This is a genomic window from Bradyrhizobium sp. UNPF46, from assembly GCF_006658625.1.
GTDB classification, from domain to species: Bacteria; Pseudomonadota; Alphaproteobacteria; order Rhizobiales; family Xanthobacteraceae; genus Bradyrhizobium; species Bradyrhizobium nitroreducens.
The window spans coordinates 18,678-44,222 of the sequence record NZ_LFJB01000082.1 but is presented as its reverse complement, the minus strand read 5'-3'; the positions used below and the strand labels follow the sequence as shown (position 1 = coordinate 44,222).

Below are 25,545 nucleotides of genomic sequence, written 5' to 3'. Positions count from 1 at the left end.
TTACCATTTGGTCAGCTGACTGTTTCGTCGTCGATCCCGCCGCGTTCGAGGATCCGGCAAGACAACAACCATAACGAGATGTTGTTCCAACATTTCAACTTGGCTCTTTGGTTTGGGTCGCTTCGAGCGTCTGGCGCGCCTCGGGCGATCGGAAGCCGCCGGCAAAGTTGCCTTATTGGTGCGGAGAATTGTCAGTGGCGCTAGTTTGGGTCAGAGGCGCGTTATGCTGAGAATGGCGTTGTTGGGCCTCCTCATCCTGTTGAGTGTGGGAGTGCTGTCGGCCATGGAGCTGAACACGCCGGCGCGTCGCGCCGTCGCAATCGCGCCGCCGCTTGCCGACCAAAGCGCAGACGTTTCTGTTCCACATGACGCCTTGGCGAAAGCCGATAGCCTCGAAATCGCCGCTGTGGGCGTCGCGATGCCGACGCAGCCGGCTTCGGTCGAAAGCCCAGCTGCTCCGCAAGACGTCCGTGTCGTTTCGCCCGCGCCGGCGCCGGTCGTGCGTCAGCGAAGCAAGGCCAAGCCGATTGCGATCGCCAAACCTCACGAACCGAAGCCAAAGGCACTCGTCGTCAAGCGAACCGCCAATGTTCCGCGCGCAAAGGCCGCCAGCGAGACCGAGTCCTGCCGGCTCAAGGCGTTCGGCGGGCTGCTCAAGGCATGGAATCTGAACGGCTGTGAGATCTGAAGGCGCCGCGAACGCCTCACCGATCCACCGGCGCCCCCGCTCCGCGATGATACCGGCTGGAAAAGAACACCAGCGGCGTGGTGTCGCGATGGTCGCAGCCTGAGACTTCGGCGATGATCAGCGTGTGGTCGCTGACATCGACATGGCGTGTGACCTCGCAGACGAACCAGGCGATGCACTCCTGAAGGCGCGGCAGGCCGTCGACGATGTCGTAGTCCGGCGTCGCACCGCTGTTTGGCTGGCTCGCAAAATGCCGTGACAGGTCCCGCCCGTGCTCCGGCAGGACGTTGACGCAGTAACGTCCGGTCGCCGCGATCGCGCGGTGCATGCGCCCGGGCATCACCGCGACCAGCACGGTCGGCGGTGACAGGCTGACGGTGACGAAGCTGTTCGCGGTCATGCCGCAGACCCGGCCGTGCTCGTCCAGCGCGGTCAGCACCGCGACGCCGGTCGCAAAGCGCGAGGCGGCTTCGCGGAACGATGCCGGGTTGGCGCGCGGCATCTCACTCTCGGCGCGCATCGATCCTCACGCAATTGCCCTGACCGGCTCTGCCGGCACCGACATGCGTTCGATCCAGGCCTGGATGCGCTGCGGCGTCGAGATGCGATCCCATTGGCGATCAGGGTAATTGAAGTTCTCGGTGAACTCGTTCGCCAGCGCCTGGTTCTGGCTCATCGCGCCAATCAGCATGCCCAGCGCTTCGCTCGGCGGCTGCAGCATGACATTGGTCCAGCGCGAAGCCGCCAGCACGCGATCCTGCCGCTTCAGGTCGATCTTTTCGCACAGGCGCGCGTCGAGCGCGTCGGCGTTGACGATCTCCTCGCCGAGCACGAAGGCCGCATAGGAGGCGACATTGGCGCCCTGCCCCATCATGGGATCGACGATGGCATGGACGTCGCCGAGCGCGATGGCGCATTTGCCGTCGTCGAACGCGACCACCGTGTTGCGCACGGTCGGGACCACGCCACCTTGCAGCAGGTCCTGCGGCTGCGCGAGGTCGAAGCGCGCGGTGTCGATGCGGTCGTAGGTGGTCGGGTGATGCTTCTCCAGCTTGCCCAAGAGCACCTTGAGGAAATGCTTGGGATTGTCGTCGTAGCTGAGCGTCGCCAGCTCCTCCATGTCGCCGCCGGGAACGTTCTCCATCAGCAGCGCATTGGCGATGCCGCCGAAGGTGATGGTCGGGATCACGATCATCTCGCCATGGCCCGGCGATACCGACAACGTGACGTTCATGGGATCGGGCTGCCGCACGCCAGTGTAGAGCCCGACGCAGAGCCGCCGTTGCGGCTGCTGATAGGGCGTGTGCTCGGGACGGTAGGTGAAGAGCTGACCCAGCGGCCCCTTGCCCGTCGAGACCACCAGCAGGTCGAACCGCGCGACCAGCGGACGGATGTCGCGCTCCTCGATGCGGCGATACTCGATCCTGCCGCCGCGGCTGGTGAAGTCCTGCATCAAGGCCGGCAGATAGATCCGGTAGTCGACGGCGCGGCTCGGCTTCGAGAAGTCGCCGCGAAAGCTCAGCGGCTGCGGAAAATTGAAGACATGGTCGTGGTAGTAATAATGGTCCTTCGGGTCGGTCCAGTGGTTGACGCCGAGATAGTCTTCGCGCGCGATCGTTACATGGTGATGCGCGACGGTGTTGAGCAGCCGGATGTTGCGATAGTCTTCGCCCGGACGGTCGGTGATGACAGTGGCGTCCACGCCATGCTTCTGCAGGTAAAGCGCGAGATGCAGCCCGGCGATTCCGGCGCCGACGATTCCGACGTTGCGTGCCACGTGGTCTCCTCCCTGTTTCCTTGCCCTGTGACGGCTTGTTTCGAGGAAGCCTAGCGGCCCGCTCCGTTGCGCACTACGGAATAAATGGGATATAATCTATTCCGATCAGGAATGAATCATGGATCGGATCGATTGCCTGCGCGCGTTCGTTCGCACCCTCGAAGGCGGCAGCTTCTCAGCGGCGGCCAAGGAGCTCGGCATCGGCCAGCCCGCGATCAGCAAGCGCATCGCGATGCTCGAGAGCGAGTTCGGCACCCAGCTGTTCTCGCGCACCACGCGCACGCTGAAGCCGACCGCGGAAGCGCATCGCATCTACGATCTCGCGCGGCAGATCCTCGACAGCTTCGACATGGCGCGATCGAGCGTCGAGCAGGCCGCGCCCCGTCCGAGCGGTACGCTCCGGATCGGCGTGCCGTCGTCGTTCGGGCGGCGCTACATGATGCCCGTGATCGCCGACTATGTGCGGCACCATCCGGAAGTGCGGGTCGACATCCGCTTCAGCGAGCGCTTCGTCAATCTGGTGGAAGAAGGCATCGAGCTGGCGCTGCGGATCGGTCACCTGGAAGCGAGCACGCTGGTCGCCCGCCGGCTCGGCACCGTGCAGCGCTATCTGGTGGCGACGCCGACTTATCTGCACGGCCGCCCGCTGCCGCGCACGCCGGACGATCTCGGCGCGCACCAGTGCATCGTCTATTCCAGGATGTCGCCGGCGCAGCAATGGGCCTTCGAGTCCGAGCATGGCCGTCACGTCGCGTCGATCAACGGACCCATCCACGTGGACGATGCCGACGCGATGCAGGAGGCCACGATGCATCATCTCGGTATCGCCATCCTGCCGGAATGGAACGCCGCGGACGGCCTTCGCAGCGGCGAGCTCGAGCATGTGCTGCCGGATTACAGCATCGCCGCATTGCCGCTGCATGCGGTCTATCCGGAGACGCAATGGATGTCGCTGCGTGCGCGCAGCTTCCTGGATCTGCTGGTCGCACGTGCCGATCGGTTTTCTCCGGCCTCCCTGCATGGCTCGCCCCCGGGCTCAGGCGGTTGACGCCGCTTCCGCCATCACTAAATGACGCCCATGAAAAAGATCGGATTTCTGTCCTTCGGACACTGGACGCCCTCGCCGCAATCGCAGACCCGCTCGGCTTCGGACACGCTGCTGCAATCGATCGATCTGGCGGTCGCTGCGGAGGAGCTTGGCGCGGACGGCGCCTATTTCCGCGTGCACCATTTCGCGCGGCAGCTGGCCTCGCCGTTTCCGCTGCTCGCCGCCGTCGGTGCCAGGACCAAGACAATCGAGATCGGCACGGCCGTGATCGACATGCGCTACGAGAACCCGCTCTACATGGTGGAGGACGCAGGATCCGCCGACCTCATCGCCGGCGGCCGGCTGCAGCTCGGCATCAGCCGCGGCTCGCCCGAGCAGGTGATCGACGGTTGGCGCTACTTCGGTTATCAGCCGGCCGAGGGCGCGAGCGATGCCGACATGGGCCGGCGCCACGCCGAGGTCTTCCTCGACCTGCTCCGCGGCGAAGGCTTTGCCGAGCCCAATCCGCGGCCGATGTTTCCGAACCCGCCGGGGCTGCTCCGCATCGAGCCGCATTCGCAGGGCCTGCGCGAGCGGATCTGGTGGGGCGCCGGCTCCAACGCCACCGCGGTGTGGGCCGCAAAGCTCGGCATGAACCTGCAGAGCTCGACGTTGAAGAACGACGAGACCGGCGAGGCCTTTCACGTGCAGCAGGCCGCGCAGATCCGCACCTATCGCGCGGCGTGGAAGGAAGCCGGTCACGCCCGCGAGCCCCGCGTGTCGGTCAGCCGCAGCATCTTCGCGTTGATGGACGATCGCGACCGCGCCTATTTCGGCGGCGAACGCGGTGGCTCGGACCAGATCGGCTTCATCGATCCGCAGACCCGGGCCATCTTCGGCCGCTCCTATGCGGCCGAACCCGACGTGCTGATCGAGCAGCTCAAGCAGGACGAGGCGATCGCCGAAGCGGATACGCTGCTGTTGACCATTCCGAACCAGCTCGGCGTCGACTACTGCGTGCATGCGATCGAGGCGATCCTGACGCATGTCGCGCCTGCGCTGGGATGGCGGTGAGGCATCCGTTCAACCCTGGACGGATGAACGCCGCGGCAGGGCATCCTTAGACCATGGCCGCGACTTTCGGAAAGATTCGCCCGAGCGTATCCATGTCGACGCCGTCCGCGCCGCGCCACCAGATGACCGGGTAGGCCCAATCGTTGGCGCGATCAGGAGGCCGGTCACGAAGCTCCTCTGCTGTAAACGCCTGCAGGAAGCCGTTGCGGCCTGCCGGTTTGAGAACGCCGCAATAGCCGAGAATCTGGATGAGGGTGCGCCGCTCCGCGCTATTCGATTTGACCGCCTTGCCGATGCGCGCGTCCAGCTCGCCCGGCCTTGCTTCGGGAGCGAGGCTGGAGGCAATGTCGATGATCCGGGCGAGGATCGAATGGTCCGCCTGCGTCGGTGCGATGGGAGCGGTCTTCTCGAACTGCGCCAGGTCGAACCAGCAATAGAGCGGATCGACGTGGCGAACGCCACCCCATTTCCATCTCTCGAAGCTCAGAATGTTGAGGTCCTCGTGCTCGGGGCTGGAGTCGCCGTAGCGTCCGCAGATCCGACAATGCAGCCGACCGCTGGGCACTCGACGAGCGGTCTGTTCGCGAAGTCCATGAAGAGGAAACTGGACGGCACAGGAGAAGCTGCCCAGCGCCGAGCGCAACTCGAGCCGGCGGGTGCTGAGGCTGGCCAGGAAAGCGTCCGCGACCTGCTCCAGATTGATGCGGGCACGAACGGAGACGAGCCGCGTGACGATGTCGTCGTGCGTCACTGCAACGGAATCGAACATGTAGCCGGCTTGACGGGCATATTCGAAATCCGCCCGATCAACCGGCCCGTCCCGCTTCCAGCCCCTTGGCGACCAATAGGCATCGAGAAGGATCTGAAGGGCCTTCTTGTCGTGAGGCACGAGCCGTCTCCTACACATGCCGTCGCGGCCCAGGCGCAAGTCGGCGGCCGTTGAATAGACTGGTCTTGTAACCCAACAACAGCGCCGGTCCGAACAGAATTGGCGCGCGATCCCTGACGGTCGCGCGACCGGGTCGATGTCATGCTATCCTCGCCTTCCTGACGGCAAGCTTGCCGTCATTTGCAGGGCCGCGCGATGAATCAGCATCTGTCCCTCGTCGGTCTGGTGGTCGCGGACTATGATGACGCGATCGCCTTCTTCACGCGCGCTCTGGATTTCGAGCTTTGCGAGGACACGCCGCTCGATGGCGGCAAGCGCTGGGTGGTGGTGCGGCCGCGGGGCCATCCGGGCTCCGGCCTGCTGCTGGCACGGGCGGACGGTCCGGCGCAGACGACGCGCATCGGCGACCAGACCGGCGGGCGCGTCTTCCTGTTTCTGGAGACGGATGATTTCGATCGCGATCATGCGCGCATGGTCGCCGCCGGCGTGCGTTTCGTCGAAGCGCCACGGCATGAGGCCTATGGCGTCGTGGCGGTTTTCGAAGATCTCTATGGCAACCGCTGGGACCTGATCCAGTCCGTCAAGCGCAGTTGACGCCGGACACCACCACTCCTGCTTCGCGCAGCTTCACCCCGTCTTCGTCCCCGTGATCACCGCCAGCGCCTCGACGAGGCGGTCGAGATCGGCCTCGTCGGTAAAGAGCGCGGGCGTCACGCGGATGCATTGGCCCCTGGCGACGCCGGCCCGGCGCACCGTCATGACCTTGTGGCTGTCGCGGAGCTTCACCACGATGGCCTCGTTGTCGGCCTTGCTCGTCTTGCCGGCGAGGCGGAAGGACGTGATCGCACCGTATGAGCCGGCTTCATCCGGCGTCAGGATTTCGATGTCCTTGAATCCGCGGGCGCGGCTCACCCAATAGTCGCGCAAATGGCGCAGCCGGGCCTGCTTGGCCGCGGCGCCGATCTGCTGATGCAGCGCCACCGCCGTCGGCACCGTCAGCACGGTGGCGAAATTGACCGTGCCGGTATGAACCCGCGAGCGGATATCGGCCTCCGCGAAATCCTCGTCGCCCATGTCGCGATCGATGGCGGCGAGGCGGTCCTTCCTGATGTAGAGGAAACCCACGCCGAGCGGCGCGCCGATCCATTTGTGCAGATTGAAGCCGACGAAATCGGCCTCGAGCTCACCCACCTTGAAGTCGATCTGCCCCCAGGAATGCGCAGCGTCGACGATGGTGTCGATGCCCCTGGCCTTCGCCATGCGGGCGATCTCGGCGACCGGCATGACGAAGCCGGTGCGGTGGCTGACATGGGTCAGGAGCAGAAGCCGCGTCTTCGGGTTGGCCTCGATGGCGCGGGCATAGGCGTCGAGCACGGCCTGGCGCGTGGCGGGCTCCGGCACGTCGAACTTGACCACGTCGACGCCGCGGCGCGCCTTCAGTGCGTTCATCGCGTACTGCATCGAATCATAGTCGAGGTCGGCATAGAGCACGGCATCGCCGGGCTTCAGCCTGTTGTAGCCGCCGATGAGGAGCTGCAGCGCCTCGGTCGCGCCGCGGGTGAGCGCGATCTCCTCGGGCAGCGCGCCGACCGCCTCCGCCACCCTGGCGCGCACCGCCTCGAAATCCGCGCCCGCGCGCTGACGCGCGTAATAGGTGTTCTGATAGTTGATCATGTCGGACTGACGGATGAACTCGCGCCGCACGGGCTCGGCCATGATGCCCCAATAGCCGTTCTCGAGATTGACGACATCCGGCGTCACGGCATAGAGCCGCTTGACGTCCGCCCAATAGGCCTTGTCGGTCGCAATGGCGGCGGCCGCTCCGGTCGGCGGCGCCGGAAGACCCTCGGCCGCCATCGCCGGCGCCGCCAGCGGCGCCATAGCTGCGGCCGCGAGGCCCTTCAGGATCCAGCGGCGGTCGGACGAAATCGTCTCAGTCGGATGCATATCAGTCTCCACGATGCGCGGAGAAAGGAGCAGCGATTAATAGAGCGGGAATGACGGAGCGGTGACAATTCGATGATGGCGGGCCCGCGCGGCATGAAGTAGTTCACGGCTTCGTCGGCCGTCCGAACTCCGGCGGCTAGCGGCGGGCGCCGGGCTACGCGGCTGGCTGGTAGTGCGTGAGGGACTCGAACGCCGTCTCCTCGCTCGCGACGGCCTGCATGCGAACGTGGCTGCCGATGACGAGCCCGGTGAGCGAGAGCATCAGTCCCAGCGCGAGCGGCGCGAACAAAGCCTCTTCCTGAAACAGCCCGTTGAGCAGCACGACCATGACGCCGAAACCGGCGAGCCCCTGCGTCAGATAGCCCGACGAGGCGTAGAGGCGCCAGGCCTTGAGCGCCATCGCGAAATAGAAGGCCAGCAGCACGAAGGCGCCGACGCCCATCTGGTACAGGAGAACGCCGATCGCGCTCTCGGCCGCGCCATCGATCGTGCCGGCCGCCTGCGCGGCGTTCCAGTCGATCGAAAAATAGCTCTCCGACAGATTGCCTCCGATGCCGAGGCCCCGGCCGAAAGGTCTCTGCACGAATCCGTCCAGACCGCCCATCAGACCGATGACGTGATAGTCGCCGATCTGCAGTCCGAGGCGGATCGCCAGAACCGCGAAGGCGGCCATGCCGAGGAAGCCGAGCAGCAGCGTCACCACGGCACCGAGCAGACGGGTCGCGATCCAGGCCGCGGCCACGAAGATCACCACGATGAGCGCGCCCTTCACGCTGCAGAACACCAGGAGCGGCAGCGCCGCGAGCGCCAGCAGCGGCCGCCCCACCGAGAACAGGAACAGCGCGAGAAAGCCGATCCCGTAAGCGAAGCTGATCGGGTGCATGTTCGGACCGTTGATGCGCAGCATCTTCGACAGCCCGAACCCTTCGAGCAAGGGCGTGTTCAGGAAGTCGAAGCTGAAGCGGTCCTTGAGGTCGACGGGCACGTTGCCGGTCTGGCGCATCTGGGCTTCCCAGACGCCCGAATGGGTCGCCTTGAGCTCGTCGAAACCCCAGAACGTGTAGCTGTTGGTGATGGCGAGCCAGAGATCGCGGAAGACGAGCTCGACATAGCCGCAACAGAGCAGGATGACCGCGAGCGTCACCAGGAACGGCGTGATGCGCACCTCATAGGTCGCGGCGGTCAGAAGCGACAGCTGGAACAGGAACAGCGGCAGCACGATATTGCGCAGATAGACCGCCGCCGGCTGTCCGTCCTGGATGAAACCGATCGCGAAATACAGCGACACCACGGCGAGGGTGACGATACCCCAGCGCATGATCCGGTTCACCTCGGTCGACTGACGCCTTTGGCCCAGCACGTAGAGGCCGAACGTCGCCAGCCACATCACGGAGCAGACCAGGAAATTGTAGCCCTTGATGAAGTCGAGATCGGACGGCAGCGGCACCAGCGGCGACAGGATCGAGACGAACAGATTCTGGAAGAACAGGACGAAGATCGCGATGGCGGGCGCGTAGGTCGGGACCGCCAGGACAATGGCGATGCCGACCAGAACCTCGACGACGATGGCCAGAGCCGGATTCGCCAGATGCAGGACCGGCGCAAAGGCGATCGTCGCGACTGCGATGCAGAACGTCGCAGCCAGCTCGCGCCAGGCCGGCGGCGATGTCGTGGCCTGCCCGCTGTGAACCTGCAGTAAGTCCCCGGCGCTCATCGATCGTCCTTTGGCATCGCGCGGCGATCACGATAGCGGGGCGATGGGTAAGGAGTCGTTAACGATAGCGGGCGCGCCGGGCGGTCAGCGCCGGCTGGGACGGGTGGTGTCACCGAGCAGCGCCCGCATCACGTCGGGATCGGCCCTGCCGGTGCTGCGGTCGACAAGGCCAAAACCCTGCGCCAGCTCCCAATGCGTCCAGCCCCAGCAATGCTCCCTGGCATAAGCGGTGACTTCGGCCAGCCAGCGCAACCGGCTTTGTCTGGGCGCGCCGGCCTTCAGCACGCCGAACTCGTTGACGATGACCGGCCGCTCGAACTGCTGCTGCCATGCGAGCGCGGGCGCAAGCCAGCGATCGGCCCCCGGCTTGTCCCTGGCGGCGGCGATTGCGACGTCGAGCATGCCGAGCGCCTTGGTCGCGCCCCTCGCCTGCAGATCCCTGCGGATTGCCTGAACCCTGGGATCGCCGGCATCGATCGGATAAGGCAGATCGATGATGTCGTGCAGCGGATCCTGCGCATCCCAATGGGCCTGATGGGTGAACGCCATGGGATCGTAGAAGTGGATGGCATAGACGACATCAGGATCCGCCAGCGGACGGAACCGCGGCAACGAGTCCGCGCGCTGCCAATTGACCGGACCGACGATGAGCGTGGTCGTGGGAAGCAGTTTGCGGACGAAGGCGGCGAGCGTCTCGACTTCGCTTTGCCATCTGTCGGCGTCGATGTCGGGCTCGTTGAGCAGCTCGGCGAAGACGCGATCCGGCGAATAGGGTCGAATCACCCCTGCAAGACCGCTCCAGGCCTGCTGCATCTCACGCAGCGCCGCGTCCGGGTCCTCCTTGTGCAGGCGGTTGAAGCGATCGCCGGGATGAAGATCGACCGACGTGGCATAGCCGAGCGCGGTGAGCTGCTTCAGCGCCTTGTCGAGCACGCCCAGCGTCTCGTCGCGCTCGGCCTTCGCGGCGAATCGGGGCATCACGCGCTCTGCCGGCACCGGCAGCCGGACATGGCTCATTCCCGCCTTGCGCAATTGCTGCAGCAATTCGCGGCTCGGCACCTCGCCGTTGATCCAGCCGTCGGCATTGAAGCCGCGCGACAATGCGGCGAGCCTCGCCGGCGCGACCGTCTGCGGCAGGGGCACGCAAGCCTCGGCATGGACCGGCGGACCGAACGAGATCGACAGCAGCATCGCCGCAGCCAGCAGACCACGGCGCGACGCTGCCATCGTCAAACCGCAAGGCCCAATGCGCCACCGTCGGGGAGCGGCGCCTGCGAGCCCGCAGGCGCATGATTGACCACGAGTCCCGTCGGCACGGTCTCGTAGCGCGACAGCGCGGCGGTGACCCGGCGCATCGCTGCCGATCCGAGCTCGCCGGCACGCGCCACCAGCACGATCAGATCCGCATGAGCCGCCAGCGCGATGGCGTCGGGCTGAAGTGCGAGATTGCCGGCATGGACGATGATCAGATCGAACTCCGAACGAATATCGTCCTCAGCTCTCGCATCGGCCTTGCGGCCGGCGCTCAAGAGCTCGTCGATCGACTGAAGTCCGGCTGTGGTCGAACCGTCATTCCATTCGGTCACCGGAGGCTGGTGACCTGCGAATTCCGCCTGCAGGCGGATCAACACGCTCATCATGCCGCGCTTCACGGCGGCACGATTCAGCGAGCGCGCGACGGTGTTGCCGCCGGCGCTCTTGCCGACCGACAACACCAGCGCAACCTTGCAGCCGCGCACCGGCACGCGATCGATCCGCTCGAGCAGCGGCCGCAGATAGACACCGAGATCGAGCTCGGCCGAAGCGGCAATCGGCCTTTGCCAGACGGTGGTTGGGCCGGTCCCGGACAACAGATCGGGAATGCGGGCCCAGACGGGAAGCCGCGGCATCGCGTCCGGCCGGCCGGCGGCAGCGGCCGGTTGCGTTGGCGGCGGGGCTTGCGACTGAACTTGAGACTGGATCTGCCGAGTTTGCGTGTCCGCCATTGCTGCATGCACGGAGGCCTCGGCAGGCGCAGGCTGGGCTGACATGCTCGTCATCACCGCAGTTGCGGCGATCGACGTCAGCAGCGAGCCGATCGCCAGTGCCGCCAGCAACAGCGCGAGCGGTGGACGCGTCGAGCGCACCGGCGGAATGGCCGGCGAAGCAATCTTGGTCTGGGAGCTCTGCAGCTGACGCTGCTCGTTGGTGGTCTTGAACCGCGACAGGAACTGCTCGTAGATGTTGCGGTTGGCGTCGGCGTCGCGCTGCAGCTCCTGCAGCTTCACCAGCGCCTGCCCGTCGACCAGCATCTGCGTCTCGACCGCCTTGAGCTGCTTTTCCAGCGCGTTCTGCTGCTCCAGCTGGGCTTCATATTCGGACTTGGCGGTGTCGATGTTCTTCTTCCGCTCGACCTCGATCTGGCGGTTGATGTCCGTCAGCTGGCTGTAGGAGATCGCGAGATCGGGATGGCGGTCACCAAACACCGCCTTCTTCTGCGCGATCTGGTCATTCAGGGTCGAGCGCTGCGCGCGCAGCATGCTCAACAGGTCCTGCTTCACCGGCCCCTCGACATTGGCCTTGAGATCGCGCTGCACCTGGTCGTAGCGCGCCTTGGCTTCCTCGGTGCGAAGACGTGCGGCGGAGACCTGCTGATTGAGATCGGTCACCCGCAGCTGCTGGGTGGTCGAATCCTTGCCGGCATTGAGGATCTTGTGCTCGAGCCGGAAGGCGGCAACGGCGTCTTCCGATGCGCGCAGCCGCTCGTTCAACGTCTTCAACCGGTCCTTGAGCCAGTCGGCGGCCTCGTCCGTGGCCGCGGTACGGACGCGGCCCTGGCTGGCGACGAACGCCGCGGCGATGGCGTTGGCGTAGTAGGCGGCCCGATCCGGACGGTTCGAGGTGAAGGAGATCGCAATGACGTAAGTGAGGCCGCGGCGCGTGATCTCGAGGCGGTTGCGGAATTTCTCGAGCAGACGCGTCATGTCGGTATGACCGCCCGCGATGTCGTCGTCCTCGGCGATCTTGAGCTGCTCGATCAGGGGACGGAGGAAACCGTCCGATTTGGCGATCTCGATCTGGCTCTGAAGCGCCGCGGCGTCCTGGCCGATGCCCGGCAAGACGTCCTGCTCCGTGGTGACACGCAGCTCGCGTGGATCGAGCACGACCAGCGCCGTCGCGGCATAGCGGACCGGCAGAACCATCAGAGCGACGATGCCGAGGGCAAACAGCGCCAAGGCCAGCGTGAGAATGCGCCGGCCGTTCTCGCGAAAAAATGCGAGCGCTCCGGCGACGGTCAGCGCTCCCTTGCTCAGCGCCGGCGCGGCGGCGTCAGGTCTCGTCCGCGCAGCCCGCGGCGCTTCCCACGAAGCCGCTGGCTCCGTCGGGGCGATGCTTCGCGGAGATGCGCTTCGACCGAACGCCATGGGGTTGGACTCGAAATCAACTGACTGCCCCGGCTCAGAGGCTTGCTACACCGTAAATATCCATGGTTAACCGGCGGTTACGGGAGGGGCGCGAAACCGGAAGGACTGTGAACAGGCCCGCTCAGGCGGAAAAGAACGGCTTGGATGGCCTGCGCGCCGGACTCGGCCTCCCGACGACCAGCGCGGCCCGGGGCGGCGCCGACCGCGCGGGCCCGGCGTCGCCGAGCAGGCAGGACCGTAAGGCTTCGATCTCCGGGCAATCGGCGGTGCCGAGCGGGGCGATCAGGAAGCCGTTTTCCAGCGGCTCGCATTTGTAGCCTGGATAGCGCTGCACCCGGTCCGTGATCACGACATCGACCTTGCCTTCGAGCAGCTCGTGCAGCCCAGCCGGCTGGCTGATGCGAATGCCGAGCTGCGGCTCGGCGCGGCGAAATTGGGCGAGGCGCGCTCGCAGCCCGTCGAGGGCAAAGCTCGCGTGCAGCCCGATATGCAGCAGGCTCGTGACGCCCTCGGGCTTGAGCTCGGCGGTGGCCTCGGCAAGGCGGCGAAACGCCTTTCGGACCTGCGCCAGATAGGTTTCGCCGGCCGAGGTCAGAACCACCTGCCGCGTGCGGCGCTCGAACAGCTGCACGCCGAGCCGCTCCTCCAGCAGGCGGACTTGCTGGCTGATCGCACCGGCCGTGACGTGCAGCTCGTGGGCGGCCTGCTTGAAGCTGAGATGACGGGCGGCGGCCTCGAAGGCGCGCAGGGCATTGAGTGGCGGCAGCAGATACGTCATGGCCGGCTCCGGGCGATGCGGGGAGAGGAGCAGGATGCATGAGTTTTGCTCGCGCGACAAAAGAGAAATCCTGCTTTGTCGCCGCTGACGGCGGGCGATACCCCAGGGTCGATCTCCAGCAGCCCGAGAAAACCAGTGCCGCCTGAAAAGCCGTCGATCGAAACTTCGTACTCCTGGATTCGCCTCGCCGTCTCCATGGCGCTCAGCACGCTCGGCTGCGTCGGCATGTGGTCGCTGGTCGTGGCGTTGCCGGCGGTGCAGGCCGATTTCAATGCGCCCCGCGCCGAGGCGGCCCTGCCCTACACGTTCGCCATCGTCGGCTTCATGATCGGCGGCATCGTCGTCGGGCGCCTCGCGGATCGCTTCGGCATCCTGCCGCCGCTGGCCGGCGGCACCATCCTGATGAGCCTCGGCTATGTCCTCACCGCCTTTGCTCCGAGCCTGTCCGTGTTCGCGATGATCTCGGGCGTCACGATCGGCCTCGGCGGCGCGGCCAGCTTCGCGCCTCTGGTGGCCGACGTGTCGCTGTGGTTCGACAGGCACCGCGGCCTTGCCATTGCGCTGGCGACGGCCGGCAGCTCGCTTGCCGGCGTGGTGTGGCCTCCGATCGTGCAGCATGCCATCGCCGCGCATGGCTGGCGGCAGACCCATATCGGCATCGGCCTGTTCTGCCTGGCGACGATGCTGCCGCTCTCGCTGGTTCTGCTGCGGCGACAAGTGGCCCACACGACCACGCGCGAAGCGGCAAGCAGCGGCGATACGATGCAGTCCATCGGACTGTCCCCCTCCGTCACGCAGGGTCTGCTGGCCGTGGCCGGCATCTGCTGCTGCGTCGCCATGGCGATGCCGCAGGTCCATCTCGTCGCCTATTGCGGCGATCTCGGCTACGGCTCCGCGCGCGGCGCCGAGATGCTGGCGGTCATGCTCGGCTTCAGTGTGGCGAGCCGGCTGATCTTCGGCTGGCTGTTGAACCGCATCGGCGGCCTGCCGACGCTGCTGCTGGGCTCGGCGATGCAGGCGACGGCGCTGGCGCTCTATCTGCCGTTCAACGGGCTGGTCTCGCTCTACGTCGTGTCCGCCATGTTCGGCCTGGCGCAGGGCGGCATCGTGCCGAGCTATGCCGTGATCATCCGCGAGCTGTTTCCGGCGCGGGAAGCCGGCTTCCGCGTCAGCCTCGCCATCTCGGTCACGCTCGCCGGCATGGCGCTGGGCGGCTGGATGGCCGGCGCGATCTACGACTGGACCGGCTCCTACGCGTCGGCGCTGGTCAATGGCATCGCCTGGAATGTCGTGAACATGGCGATCGCGGCCTGGCTGCTGCAGCGCCAGCGCCGGCATGTCGTCGGCGCCTGCGTGGCGCTCAGCTGATGTTGAGGAGGATTCGTCCCGAGGTGCCGCTGCGCATCAGGTCCAGCGCGTCGTTGACGTCGTCGAGCGCGAACTCGTGGGTCACGATCCCGCGGTAATTCACCTTGCCGGCGTCGCTCAGCCGAACCAGACGCGGGATGTCGCGCGCCGGCTGGCATTGTCCGCCTTCCGAGCCCTTCAGCACCTTCTCGAAGTGGAGCGGCAGCGTGTAGATCTCGGCCTTCTCGCGGGGCACGCCGACGAGGATGCAGCGCCCCTTCTTGGCGGTGATCTCGTAGGCGAGCTCGATCAGATTCTTGACCCCGGTGGTCTCGACCACCTTGTCGGGTCCATCCGCGCCGGTGATGGACCGGATCTCGGCGGCCACGTCCTTGACCGCTTCGGAATTGATGGCGTGAGTGGCGCCAAAGTCCTTCGCCATTGCCAGCTTGTTGTCGAGGCGGTCGATCGCGATGACCGGATAGGCGCCGACCATCGCGGCAAATTGCACGATGTTCAGCCCGACGCCGCCGACGCCGAACACGACGACGGCCTCGCCGATGGCGATCTGCGCGTCGTTGTTGACGACACCGAGCGCGGTCGTCACAGCGCAGCCGAGCAGCGGCGCGCTGGTGCGGTCGATCGAGGCCGGAACCGGCGTGACGCGATTCTCCGACACCACGGCATATTCATTGAAGGTGGTGACCCAGCCGGCATTGAGACGCTGGCCGCGCCAGGAATAGACCGGCGTGTTGGACTGGACGCCCTTGCCCGGCCGCCAATGCATGACCACGGTGTCGCCCTGCTTGCAGGAGACGACGCCGGGTCCGGTTTCGACGACCGTGGCCAGCGCTTCGTGCCCCAGGAGGTGCGGCAGGAACTTGTCGACGCCCTTGACGGCGTCGATCTCGTTGATCTGCGCGCCGCAGATGCTCGACGTGTGCACGTGCACGAGCACCTGTCCGTGCTCGAGCCTATCCGGCAAATCGAACTCGTCGACGATCAGCGGCTTGCCGGATTCGACGAGGATGGCCGCCTTGGCAGTCTTGATGTCCATGGATCGCGCGCCCGATCACTCGAAATAGATGAATTCGTAATCGCCGGTGTAACCGAGCTTGCCGTACAGCCAGATCCATTCCGAGGTGTGCAGGATGGACTCCGCCGTCAGCGCCCAGCATTCGAGGTTGTGCAGCTCGGCAACGTTCCGATAGCCCTCGACCATGACGTATTTGTTCTTGCCGACCCGCTCGATCTCCTTGAGCGCCGCCTCGAGCTCGTAGAGCCGGAGATTGTGCAAGGTGCCGAGCGAGATCACGAGGTCGAAGCTCTTGTCGCCATAGGGGTAGATGTCCTGGGCGCGGTAGTTGAACAGATACGGCCGCACCTGCTCATGCGAATTGGCGAGACCGTGCTTGGAGATATCGAAGCCGGTGACCTTCAGGCCCGGCAGGATCTTCTGCATCTCGTACAGCAGGAAGCCCTTGCCGCAGCCGACGTCGAGCACGCTGGAGCCGTCTTTCAGGCCATAGGTCTCGATCAGCGCCTTGGCGACCGGCGCCCAGCGCCCCTCGATGAAGCGGTAGCCGCCATAGCCGAAGCGGCGGTCGCCATCCCAATAATCGGCCTCGTATTCCCGCGCCTTCAGCGAGCAGCCGATCTTGTCGTCATTCATGCGCCCCATGTAGTCGCGCTTGGTCGCCGTATGCAGCGGCGTCACGATATTCAGGAGTCGTCCCATTCAGCCCTCGGATTCCAGCGCGCGTTGCGATTGACGCGACCGGCCGGGAGCCGTGAGTCGCGACTTGCGAATCCTTCTAGCATTGGTGGTCGGGATCATCATTGTTTCAGATCAATGATGCGGACATCCGCAACGGCGCAGTCCGTTGCGGGCGTGGGTTCCGCTGCTGGCAGCTGAGCCTTGGAATCTGAATTTCGTTTCGCCGCCGAATCTGCGGTTTGTTGCAGACATCCCATCGCTCGCAGCTGTGCGGTTTCGCCGCAATGTTTCCAGCCGAACGGGGCACTATATTCAGCGTGTCATGGCATATGTCGTCGACATAGACGCGCGCACTGCGCGTTTCAGTCTTCACGCCGGCCGCCTCCAAGCAGGCGGTTAGCCGGACGGCGCTTGCGCCGTCCGGGCTCTTTTCCAGCTTTTCGTCACCTCGCCTTGCGAGGCCGTCTCGAAGCAGAAGGAGTGTGCCGTGCTGCCTCTTCCGAAAATCGCGCTCAACGCATCCGACTATCCACGACTTGAACAACTTGCCCGCCGCGCCGCGCACAGAGGCGATTTGGACGGGATCTTCCTCCTGGGTGAAATCAACCGCGCCGAGATCGTGCCGGACACGTGGGACGATCTGCCTTCCCGGGTGACGGTGGGATCATGGGTCACGTTCTGCACGAATTGGGGCGTTCCGCGCCGCATCGTGCAACTGGTCTGGCCCGAGGAATGCTGGTCCGATCCCGCCCGCATTTCGATCCTGACGCCTTTGGGAGCGGCTTTGATCGGCCTGCGGGTCGGCGATCAGATGCCGTATCTGGTCGCCGGTTGCCTGAACGTCGTCAGGGTTGAGAACGTCACCCGATCGAGCCCGAACGTCGTTCCTCTTGTCCGGCCAAGTCGGCGCAGCAGACCGCTCGACGACGATCCCGGACCAAGTGCAGCATAGGAGAATCAAATGCACAATTTCAAAACCGAGATGCGGCGGGAACAGTCCGCGTTGCCACCGATCAGGATCGCGGAAGACGATTCCAGGCGTCTCAGCTCGCTGGCGAATTCGACCATGGATCTGTTTCCCCGTGTCGCTCAGTTTCTGGCGCGCGAACTGGAACGCGCGACGGTCACCGCAGGGAACGATTTGCACGATGTGGTCCGGATGGGCTCCAAGGTGACGTATCGCGATGACGGGACGGGCGCGAGTCGGCAGATCGTCTTGGTCTATCCGCACGAGGCAAACATCGAGCTCAACAGGATCTCGATCCTAACGCCTGTCGGGGCGGCTCTGATCGGCCTTTCGGTGGGGCAGCGGATCGAATTCGAGACGCCGGACAAGCGCGTCAGGAGCCTGACCGTTCTCGCCGTTTCCGAATGAGGGAGCAGACGTGTTCCGACACACGGGCTCAGAAGAGTGGCCTCGAGGTGGCGACCGACATCAGGAACGCCGCCTCGTTCTTCGCAGTTGACTCGCGACGGGAACAGCCATGAAGAACATCAGTGCCGGTCAGATCGCCCTTCTGGTTGCTCTCGGAGCTCTGTTGATCCTCACGGGTGTCTGGGGATTTTCGGTCTGGCAGACCAGCAGCGGCGTCGAGATGGGCAAGCACGGCTGGATCGCGCTCGGCCTCGGAGCATTCTTCTCCCTGCTGATCGGCTGCGGGCTGATGGCCCTGATGTTCTTCAGCAGCCGCAGCGGCCATGATGACGTTGCTGATCCCTTTCGCCGGCGGGACGGCGAGGACAGATAGGTGCGAGGCCGATTGGAGCGGCGGCTCCCGAGCCGCAGGCAGTCCTGACCGCGCATCCTTACGAACAATTCATTTTCTGCGACGCTCTGACGCTTCCCCCGCGTGGCAGGAACGGAGCGGGCAACCGGCCGTTGCTCTCCCATCCTCAACAACATGGAGTCCGACATGACAATGCGTAGAACTTTCGCCGCACTGGCTGCCGCTGGAGCAATGTTCTCGACGGCTGCATCACCGGCGCTGGCGGCGCCTCTGCCGATCGCAAATCCCTCGTCCGACCAGAGCGTGCAGCAGGTGCAGTATCGGCATTGGCACGGACATGGACCTCGATATGGACACGGCTATTACGGGCATCGGCATGGCCATTACGGTACCGGCGCAGTCGTGCTTGGCGGTCTCGCGGCTGGTGCGATCATCGGCGGCGCAATCGCCAACAGCCAAGCTCAAGCCAATGCCGCCTCCTACTGCGCGCAGCGTTACCGCTCCTATGATCCCGGCTCGGGGACCTATCTGGGCCACGATGGTCTCCGTCACTCCTGTCCGTGACGCACGTGTGAAGCTGCGGCAGCCTTCTCGCTTCGCGAGAGGCTGCCGACGCGCGACATACCCGCGAATCGGCCAGCGTGCCTTGATTCCGCGCTCCGCCGCGCTATACGTTCCCGCCATGATGTTCATCTCCACATTCTTCCCGCTGATCTGAACGACAGAACGTCGTTCCGCGCTCCTGCGCCACTCAGATCAAACGGCTTCGCGCGATGCGGTAGCCGAACGGAGAGATGTGCAATGCCCAAGACCGAACAGGCTGGCCTGACGCCCAGTCATGTCCAGACCTTCATCGACGACGGTTTCGTCAAGCTGCCGAACGCCTTCAGCGCCGACCTTGCCAAGCAATGCAGGGACGAGCTGTGGGCGGATATCGGCCTGTCGCCGGACAAAGCCGAAGATTGGAGCCGCCCCGTTGTCCGGGTCGGATCCAAAGCCACGCCCCCGTTCATTGAAGCCGCGAATACGCCGCTTCTGCACAGGGCCTACGACCAGCTCGCCGGCGAAGGGCGCTGGCTTGCGCCAACGGGCCTTGGCACCTTTCCCATCCGCTTTCCGTCATCGCAATCGCCGGGCGACGACGGCTGGCATGTGGACATGAGCTTTGGCACCGCTCATGCCGACTTCATGGAATGGCGCGTCAATGTGAAGAGCAGCGGGCGTGCGCTCCTGATGCTCTTCCTGTTCTCGGATGTCTGCGCCGATGATGCTCCCACGCGGATCCGGACAGGATCGCATGCAATTATCGCGCGGGAGCTGCTGCCGTATGGCGAGGCAGGCGCAACGCTCCGGCAACTCGGTGCCGAGGACTGGGCGTCGACGAAGGATTGCGAAGTCGAACTGGCGACCGGCGCGGCAGGCAGCGTGTATCTGTGCCACCCGTTCCTGGTTCACGCCGCGCAACCCCACCGCGGGAAACGGCCGCGCTTCATGGCACAGCCTCCGCTGCTGCCGAAGGGCGAGTTCGATCCGGCACTGCCGCCCTCGCCGGTTCAGATCGCGATCCGGCGGGCCTGCGGCTTGGTCGTGTAAGTCGGCGGTCTCCGGGACCGCTTGGCAGTCCCGGAGATCGGACCGCCAAGCTACTGCACCTCGATGTTCGCGTCCTTGATCAGCTTGCGCCAGCGCTCCTCCTCCTGGGCGACATAGCGATCGAGCTGTTCCGGCGCGCTGCCGACCATGATGAGGCCTTCGTTCGCCTCCAGCTTCTTGAAGGCACCGGACTGAACCGCCTTCGCGATCGCCTGGTTGAGGCGCGCGATCACCGGAGCCGGCGTCTTGGCCGGCGCATACAAGCCGTACCAGGACTCGGCTGCATAGCCGGGCACGCCGGCCTCGGCGACAGTCGGCAATTGCGGGAACGCGGCCGAGCGCTCGGCCGATGTCACGGCCAGCGCGCGGAGCTGACCTGCCGCCACCAGCGAGGCCGCGCTCGCGACGGTCGTGAACATCACGTCGATCTGCCCGCCCAGGAGATCGCTGATCGCAGGCGCCGCGCCCTTGTAGGGCACCGCCGTCATCCTGACCTGCGCCATCGCATTGAACAGCTCGCCGGCGAGATGCGCCGAGGTGCCGGTGCCGAACGTGCCGAAATTGAGCTTGCCGGGATTGGCCTTGGCCTCCGCGATCAGATCCGCGATCGAGTTGATCTTGGACGCGGGGTTGACGACGACGATGTTGAAGGACCGCGCGATCAGCGAGACCGCCGCGAAATCCTTGTGCGGATCGAACGGCAGCTTGTTGTACAGGCTCGGATTGACCGCATGCGCGAAGGTCGCCATCAGCAGCGAATAGCCGTCGGGCTCGCTGGTCGCCACCGTCTGGGTCCCGATGATGGTCCCGGCGCCCGGCTTGTTCTCGATGATGACGGACTTGCCGAGCTCCGTCTGGATTTCCTGCGCCGTGGTTCGCGCGATGATGTCGGTACCGCCGCCGGCGGCGAAGGGCACCACGATCTTGATGATCTTGTCGGGATATTCCGCGCGCGCCGGCGTCAGTCCAAGCCCCGCGACGACCGCGCAGGCGAGGATGGCGAGGCCTCGCCAGCTCCGCACGGCGACATCCTTTTTGCACCCGCGATCATGATTGACGATCTCGCCACTGGCCATGAGAAGCTCCATCCGATCCTGTTCAGACATTGAGAACCACCAATCCGTCCGCCGCCTTCACGCCCTGGCCCGCCGGCAGCACGAACACCGGATTGATCTCGGCCTCCGAGAGGCGATCACCGAGGCGTGCGACCATGTGCGAGAAAGCGACGACTGCACTTGCCAGCGCGTCGACGTCGTATTTCGGCCGGCCTCGAAAGCCGTCGAGCAACGGCCAGGTGACGAGATCGCGCGCCATCGCTTTCGCCTCGGAGAGATCGAGGCCGCCGCTCGGTGGAAGCAGACGCATCGTGGTGTCCTTGAACAGCTCGGCCGCGACACCGCCCATGCCGAGCAGGATCGCTGTGCCCAGGGAATCGCGATGCATTCCGAGAATGATTTCGACGCCGCCCGAGATCATCTCCTGAACCAGGAATTGGCGGGGTCGCGTCCCGGTTCTGGTCTCGACCTCATCGGCCATCGCCGTCAGGCGTTCGCCGATCGTGTCAGTCGTCAGGTTGACCGCGACGCCGCCGACATCGCTCTTGTGCGCGATCTCGCGCGAGAGAATCTTGAGCACGACCCGGCCGCCGAGGTCGCGCGCCGCCTGTTCTGCATCGTCAGACGTTGCGACCACTCTCTCTGCCGCGACGGGAATGCCAAAGCGGGCGAACAGCGCCTTGGCCTGTGCCTCATCGAGCGAACCTGTCGGGATGTCGCTGATGTCGGCGCTCGTCCGGGACAGGCCGGATGTCTGGACCTGCTCCGGCATTCCCGCCCGCAACAGCCCGTCGAGCGCGGCAGTGCAGCTCTCGGCCGAGGTGTAGGCGGGGACGCCGCGCCGGGTGAGGACGGACACCACCTCGGGCGCGTGCGGACTGACATAGGCAATGACCGGCTTGTCGCTGAGCGGCAGGCAGTCGTGGATGGCATCGGCCATCAGGCCCGGCGATCCCACGGCCGACGAGCCGGCAATGACGACCAGCGCGTCGTAGGACGGACTTGCGAGCAGAATGCGGATCGCGCCGCGAAGCAGGTCCGGCTGCAGGCCGGCCAGGGTCACGTCGATCGGATTGCGATCGAGATTGGCATGCGATCCCGACTGCAGGCTGCGTAATTGCGCGGCCGTCTCCGCATCGGGTGCGGGCGTCACGAAGCCGGCGACGCCGAGACTGTCTGATACTATCGTGCCGGCGCCGCCGGTGGAGGTGAGGATCGCAACACGCCGGCCGGCAAGCTTCCGTCCCGCGGCAAGGGCCGCGGGAATGTCGAGCAGATCCTCGAACGTCCTGGCGCGGATCACCCCGAGCTGCCTGAACAAGGCATCATACATGCGGTCCGAGCCGGCCAGCGCGCCGGTGTGCGAGACGGCCGCCTGTGCGCCCGCCTCCGAGCGACCGATCTTGAAGGCGACAACGGGCTTGCCGGCGCGGCGCGCCTTCAGGACCGCCTCGTGAAACCGAGCCGGATTGCGGATCGCCTCGATATAAAGCGCAATCACCTTGGTCGCGCTGTCGCCGGCGAGACAGTCGATGAAATCGGCGAGCTCGAGATCGGCTTCGTTGCTGGTCGACACCAGCTTGGACAGCCCCACCCCGCGCGCCGCAGCGCGCGACAGCAAGGCGCCCAGAATGCCTCCGCTTTGCGAGATCAACCCGATGGACCCAGCTGCGAAGTGATCCATCGCCAGCGCACCCGACGCCGACAGCACTATATTGTCGGTGAGATTGACGAGGCCGATCGTGTTCGGCCCGAGAATCCGCATCGAGCCGGCGGCTTGCATGAGCTGGGCCTGGCGCGCGGCGCCTTCCGCGCCCGTTTCGGTGAAGCCGCTGGCCAGCACGATCGCTGCGGCGGCACCACGCTCGGACAATTCGCGCACCGCGATATGCGCGCGCTCGGCGCCGAGCAGGACGATGCCGACGTCGGGCACATCAGGCAGCGAGGCGACATCGGGGTAACAGGTGAGACCATCGATCTCCGCGACCTTCGGATTGACGGGATAGATCGCACCCGCAAAGCCATGCTTCCTCAGATAGGACACCGGCCGGCCCGACGTCTTGCTCGGGTCTGCGGACGCGCCGATGATTGCGACGCTGCGCGGCCGGATCAGGCGTTCGATCGCGTCCATTGCTCAGCCCTTCGATGCGGATTGCGCGAGGAACGCCGTCACGGCGTCGCGATGCTCGGTGCTGGTGTAGCAGATGGCCTGCGCCTGGCTGCCGAGGCTGAAGATGTCGTGCGCGGAATGCTCGAAGGTCTCGTTCAGGATCTTCTTGCTCAGCGCGAGCGCGGTGGGAGACCCCTCCGCCAATTCGGTCGCCCAGGCCTGCGCGGCCGGCAGCAGCTCGGCCGCCGCCACCTTGCGGTCGACGATGCCGAGCGCGAGCGCCTCGTCCGCCTCGACGACGCGTCCGGTGAAGATCAGCTCCTTGGCTCTCGCAAGCCCGACCCGGCGCGGCAGGAAATACAGCCCGCCGCCGTCGGGGACCAGACCGCGCTTGATGTAGGACCAGGTGAATTTCGACCGCTCCGTTGCCATCACGAAGTCGCAGGCGAGCGCAGTATCCGCACCGAGTCCGGCTGCGGCGCCGTTGACGGCGGCAATGGTCGGCTTCGGCAGGCCCAGCAGAAGCGATTGCACGTGATGCACCCCCTGCTGACGGCTCCATCCGTTGAAGGCGACCTCGCCCTGCGGCGCCTCGAGCCGGCGCTTCATGCCGCTGATGTCGCCGCCGGCGCAGAAGGCGTTGCCGCGCCCGGTCAGCACCAGCGCCCTGATCGCCTTGTCGCGCGCCACGGTTTCGAGCGCGCCGACGAACTCGGCACGCATCTCGTCACTCATGGCGTTGCGCCGCTCCGGGCGGTTGAAGGCGATCGTCGCGACACCGGCCTCAAGCGAGAATTCGATGAGCTGATAGGACATGGCGGGCTCCTCAGGTGGGGTCGGATCGATCACCGCGGCGCATTGCGGATGTCGATTCGGGCCGTGCCGTTTCCTCGTCGAGCCAGCGCGGCCGGGCATTCTTCTTCCTCATGCCTGTAGCGGCTTGCACGGGCCGCGACATCCCCCTAATTCCACTAAGTGGAAACGGCGGCGGAGCTGGGACATGGCGCAGGCGCGCAGATATGCGGGCGGAGTTGACGGCAACCGGTCGCTCGAACGCGGCATCGAGATCCTCCGAGCGTTCCGGCCCGGCGTCGACACGCTCGGCAATGGCGAGATCGCGGAACGAACAGGCTTGCCGCGCTCGACGGTCAGCCGGCTGACGCGAACGCTGGTCAATTCCGGGATGCTCGACGAAGTCCGGAACCAGCGGACCTACCGCCTTGCCGCCTCCGTCATCAGCATCGGTCACGCGATGCGAACGGGATCACCCGTGCTCAACGCGATCGGACCGATGATGCGGGCGGAATCGGCGAAGCGCCGGCTCAACGTCGGGTTGGCCACCGCGGATCGAACCATGATGGTGTATCTGGAATCGATCCGCTACAGCCCGCGCGCGGCGCTGCGCAACGTCGTCGCCGGCCAGCAGGTGCCGATGGAGTTGACGTCGCTGGGCCGCGCCTACCTCGCCGGCATCGCAGAAGCCGAGCGCGAGCGATTGCTGAAGCAGTTCAAGCGGCGCACCGCGGCGGCGACCAAGGCGCTGCTCACGGACGTCAGGCGATCGATCAGCGCCCTCGAGCGCGACGGCTATTGCGCGGTGTCATGGCAGCCCGCCGTTCTCGCCGTCGCGACGCCCATCGTGCTCGAGGGCCTCCCGGTCTATGCGCTCAACATGAGCCTGCAGAATGTCGAGCGCTCCGATGCGCTGGCGAACGAGCTCGGCGCGTACCTCACCGCCTTCGCGGCGAAGTGCAAGGAAGTGCTGGCGGGACGGTGACGTCGATCAGCCCCGTCACAGCTTTCCATAGACCCGCGCAGCGACGGCCTTCAGGCGCTCGACCGAGCCTGACTCCGGATGCGGCTTGACCGGCGCGAACAGGATCGAGGCCTGCCTGCCGTTCTTCCAGACATAGATGGTGACGGCGTTGCCGTTGCCCTTGGTGCAGGAATGCTCGCCGAAGGCTTCGCTGCCGAGCTCGGGGATCGCCACGTGCTTGCAGGGGCCTGCACGCTTCATCATGCCGGCGGCGGTGTCGCGCGAGGTGGCGATCACCGCGACGGTCATGGTGTTGGCCTCGCGATCGAACATCATGCAGCTGCCCGCGCCGGTCCGCTGCACCGTCAGCGTTCCCGCGTCGAGAAAGCCATCGGCATCCGCGGCCGTAAGCCACTCGCAAGTGCCGAACCGCTCGCTGCTCCGGCTCACATTGGCGATGGCAGTACGCGCAGCTTCGGTGATCGGCCCGAGCAGCGCGTCATCGGCGCGGCGGCCGATCGGATAGACGCTGATCTGCAGAATGTAGTCGCCTGACAAGGCGACGACCGAAGCCTCCTGGCGCTCCGCGCCGGCAGCGGTCGTCCCGCCTTGGCCCTCCTCACCGATGCCGGACACCGCACTCAGCGGCATGCGCTCGCTGAGCGTCTTGACGAAGGTCGCGTACAATTCCCTGGCGCGGTCCTTGTCGGGATTGCGGAACACGGAGAGCATCATCGTGTCGCCGCGCCCGGCCTGGTAGATGCAGCCGCGGCCGTCCTGATTTGAAATCAGCGACCATTTGAGCGCCGGCATCGCGCCGGCGAGCTCCTTGGCGCTGATGAACGGGCAGGTTTCAGCCGCGCGCACGGGAAGCACGGAGACGGCGGCGATGGCGAGGAAAAGGAGGAGGCCGGAGAACAGGCGATCGATGGTGCGCATGGG

25 protein-coding genes are annotated in these 25,545 nt (G+C 65.7%); 11 read left to right on the top strand and 14 right to left on the bottom strand.

Annotated features, from left to right (window positions below; genetic code table 11):
* Positions 1-223: 223 nt before the first annotated feature.
* Positions 224-688 (top strand): hypothetical protein, encoded by a 465-nt coding sequence (locus UNPF46_RS29190; protein ID WP_142252297.1) that lies wholly within the window; start codon positions 224-226, stop codon positions 686-688.
* A gap of 16 nt (positions 689-704) precedes the next feature.
* Here the strand turns inward: UNPF46_RS29190 and styB are convergent, their stop codons facing one another.
* Entirely contained in the window at positions 705-1,208 is a 504-nt protein-coding gene (gene styB / locus UNPF46_RS29185; RefSeq protein ID WP_246668754.1) for a styrene monooxygenase NADH-dependent flavin reductase subunit StyB, read from the bottom strand.
* 6 nt (positions 1,209-1,214) lie between these two features.
* A complete protein-coding gene (gene styA, locus UNPF46_RS29180; RefSeq protein WP_142252296.1) occupies positions 1,215-2,465 on the bottom strand; it encodes a styrene monooxygenase subunit StyA in 1,251 nt (416 codons plus the stop codon).
* Between the two features lie 118 nt (positions 2,466-2,583).
* On the opposite strand from styA, the gene UNPF46_RS29175 reads away from it, so the two are divergent.
* The gene (locus UNPF46_RS29175) at positions 2,584-3,513 is read left to right on the top strand and encodes a LysR family transcriptional regulator (protein ID WP_142252295.1); all 930 of its coding nucleotides are present in this window, start codon (positions 2,584-2,586) and stop codon (positions 3,511-3,513) included.
* 30 nt (positions 3,514-3,543) lie between these two features.
* A complete protein-coding gene (locus UNPF46_RS29170) occupies positions 3,544-4,566 on the top strand; it encodes an LLM class flavin-dependent oxidoreductase (RefSeq protein WP_142252294.1) in 1,023 nt (340 codons plus the stop codon).
* Positions 4,567-4,612: 46 nt separating this feature from the next.
* On the opposite strand, the gene UNPF46_RS29165 is transcribed toward UNPF46_RS29170, so the two are convergent.
* A complete protein-coding gene (locus UNPF46_RS29165) occupies positions 4,613-5,455 on the bottom strand; it encodes a hypothetical protein (RefSeq protein ID WP_142252293.1) in 843 nt (280 codons plus the stop codon).
* Positions 5,456-5,650: 195 nt separating this feature from the next.
* On the opposite strand from UNPF46_RS29165, the gene UNPF46_RS29160 reads away from it, so the two are divergent.
* The gene (locus UNPF46_RS29160) at positions 5,651-6,049 is read left to right on the top strand and encodes a VOC family protein (protein ID WP_142252292.1); all 399 of its coding nucleotides are present in this window, start codon (positions 5,651-5,653) and stop codon (positions 6,047-6,049) included.
* 33 nt (positions 6,050-6,082) lie between these two features.
* On the opposite strand, the gene UNPF46_RS29155 is transcribed toward UNPF46_RS29160, so the two are convergent.
* From UNPF46_RS29155 to UNPF46_RS29135, 5 genes are all read right to left on the bottom strand, one after another.
* Complete coding sequence (locus tag UNPF46_RS29155) at positions 6,083-7,402, bottom strand: aminotransferase class V-fold PLP-dependent enzyme (RefSeq protein WP_142252291.1); 1,320 nt, start codon at positions 7,400-7,402, stop codon at positions 6,083-6,085.
* 154 nt (positions 7,403-7,556) lie between these two features.
* On the bottom strand, positions 7,557-9,116 hold the full coding sequence (locus UNPF46_RS29150; protein ID WP_181770169.1) for a hypothetical protein: 1,560 nt from the start codon (positions 9,114-9,116) through the stop codon (positions 7,557-7,559).
* Positions 9,117-9,200: 84 nt separating this feature from the next.
* Entirely contained in the window at positions 9,201-10,343 is a 1,143-nt protein-coding gene (locus UNPF46_RS29145) for a glycoside hydrolase family 5 protein (protein WP_142252290.1), read from the bottom strand.
* A 2-nt stretch (positions 10,344-10,345) separates the two neighbouring features.
* Positions 10,346-12,520 carry a GumC family protein gene (locus UNPF46_RS29140; protein WP_142252289.1) on the bottom strand — a complete coding sequence of 725 codons (2,175 nt, stop codon included), beginning with the start codon at positions 12,518-12,520 and terminating at the stop codon, positions 10,346-10,348.
* A gap of 121 nt (positions 12,521-12,641) precedes the next feature.
* Complete coding sequence (locus tag UNPF46_RS29135; RefSeq protein ID WP_142252288.1) at positions 12,642-13,298, bottom strand: LysR family transcriptional regulator; 657 nt, start codon at positions 13,296-13,298, stop codon at positions 12,642-12,644.
* A 195-nt stretch (positions 13,299-13,493) separates the two neighbouring features.
* On the opposite strand from UNPF46_RS29135, the gene UNPF46_RS29130 reads away from it, so the two are divergent.
* Positions 13,494-14,666 (top strand): MFS transporter, encoded by a 1,173-nt coding sequence (locus tag UNPF46_RS29130; protein ID WP_142252305.1) that lies wholly within the window; start codon positions 13,494-13,496, stop codon positions 14,664-14,666.
* Here the strand turns inward: UNPF46_RS29130 and UNPF46_RS29125 are convergent.
* Positions 14,659-15,702, bottom strand: coding sequence for a zinc-binding dehydrogenase (locus UNPF46_RS29125; protein ID WP_142252287.1), 1,044 nt, complete (start codon positions 15,700-15,702; stop codon positions 14,659-14,661). The two genes, UNPF46_RS29130 and UNPF46_RS29125, sit on opposite strands and share 8 nt — an antisense overlap.
* Positions 15,703-15,717: 15 nt before the next feature.
* On the bottom strand, positions 15,718-16,383 hold the full coding sequence (locus UNPF46_RS29120) for a class I SAM-dependent methyltransferase (RefSeq protein ID WP_100174968.1): 666 nt from the start codon (positions 16,381-16,383) through the stop codon (positions 15,718-15,720).
* Positions 16,384-16,849: 466 nt separating this feature from the next.
* On the opposite strand from UNPF46_RS29120, the gene UNPF46_RS29115 reads away from it, so the two are divergent.
* The 5 genes from UNPF46_RS29115 (at position 16,850) to UNPF46_RS29095 (ending at position 19,682) form a co-directional block, all read left to right on the top strand.
* The gene (locus tag UNPF46_RS29115) at positions 16,850-17,314 is read left to right on the top strand and encodes a GreA/GreB family elongation factor (protein ID WP_142252286.1); all 465 of its coding nucleotides are present in this window, start codon (positions 16,850-16,852) and stop codon (positions 17,312-17,314) included.
* Positions 17,315-17,323: 9 nt separating this feature from the next.
* Positions 17,324-17,737 carry a nucleoside diphosphate kinase regulator gene (gene rnk / locus UNPF46_RS29110; protein ID WP_100174966.1) on the top strand — a complete coding sequence of 138 codons (414 nt, stop codon included), beginning with the start codon at positions 17,324-17,326 and terminating at the stop codon, positions 17,735-17,737.
* A gap of 109 nt (positions 17,738-17,846) precedes the next feature.
* The gene (locus UNPF46_RS29105) at positions 17,847-18,110 is read left to right on the top strand and encodes a hypothetical protein (RefSeq protein WP_100174965.1); all 264 of its coding nucleotides are present in this window, start codon (positions 17,847-17,849) and stop codon (positions 18,108-18,110) included.
* A 165-nt stretch (positions 18,111-18,275) separates the two neighbouring features.
* Positions 18,276-18,653 (top strand): BA14K family protein, encoded by a 378-nt coding sequence (locus UNPF46_RS29100; protein WP_142252285.1) that lies wholly within the window; start codon positions 18,276-18,278, stop codon positions 18,651-18,653.
* A 237-nt stretch (positions 18,654-18,890) separates the two neighbouring features.
* Complete coding sequence (locus tag UNPF46_RS29095) at positions 18,891-19,682, top strand: phytanoyl-CoA dioxygenase family protein (RefSeq protein ID WP_100174964.1); 792 nt, start codon at positions 18,891-18,893, stop codon at positions 19,680-19,682.
* A gap of 50 nt (positions 19,683-19,732) precedes the next feature.
* On the opposite strand, the gene UNPF46_RS29090 is transcribed toward UNPF46_RS29095, so the two are convergent.
* The 3 genes from UNPF46_RS29090 to UNPF46_RS29080 are packed head-to-tail and all read right to left on the bottom strand — an operon-like array spanning position 19,733 to position 23,663.
* A complete protein-coding gene (locus tag UNPF46_RS29090; RefSeq protein ID WP_142252284.1) occupies positions 19,733-20,758 on the bottom strand; it encodes a tripartite tricarboxylate transporter substrate binding protein in 1,026 nt (341 codons plus the stop codon).
* 22 nt (positions 20,759-20,780) lie between these two features.
* Positions 20,781-22,868: an acetate--CoA ligase family protein gene (locus UNPF46_RS29085; protein ID WP_142252283.1), complete on the bottom strand. Its 2,088-nt coding sequence runs from the start codon at positions 22,866-22,868 to the stop codon at positions 20,781-20,783.
* 3 nt (positions 22,869-22,871) lie between these two features.
* Positions 22,872-23,663, bottom strand: coding sequence for an enoyl-CoA hydratase/isomerase family protein (locus UNPF46_RS29080; protein ID WP_142252282.1), 792 nt, complete (start codon positions 23,661-23,663; stop codon positions 22,872-22,874).
* 184 nt (positions 23,664-23,847) lie between these two features.
* Here UNPF46_RS29080 and UNPF46_RS29075 point away from each other — a divergent pair, with 184 nt between their 5' ends.
* On the top strand, positions 23,848-24,624 hold the full coding sequence (locus UNPF46_RS29075) for an IclR family transcriptional regulator (RefSeq protein WP_142252281.1): 777 nt from the start codon (positions 23,848-23,850) through the stop codon (positions 24,622-24,624).
* A gap of 15 nt (positions 24,625-24,639) precedes the next feature.
* Here the strand turns inward: UNPF46_RS29075 and UNPF46_RS29070 are convergent, their stop codons facing one another.
* Positions 24,640-25,542, bottom strand: coding sequence for a hypothetical protein (locus UNPF46_RS29070; RefSeq protein WP_142252280.1), 903 nt, complete (start codon positions 25,540-25,542; stop codon positions 24,640-24,642).
* Positions 25,543-25,545: the final 3 nt, after the last annotated feature.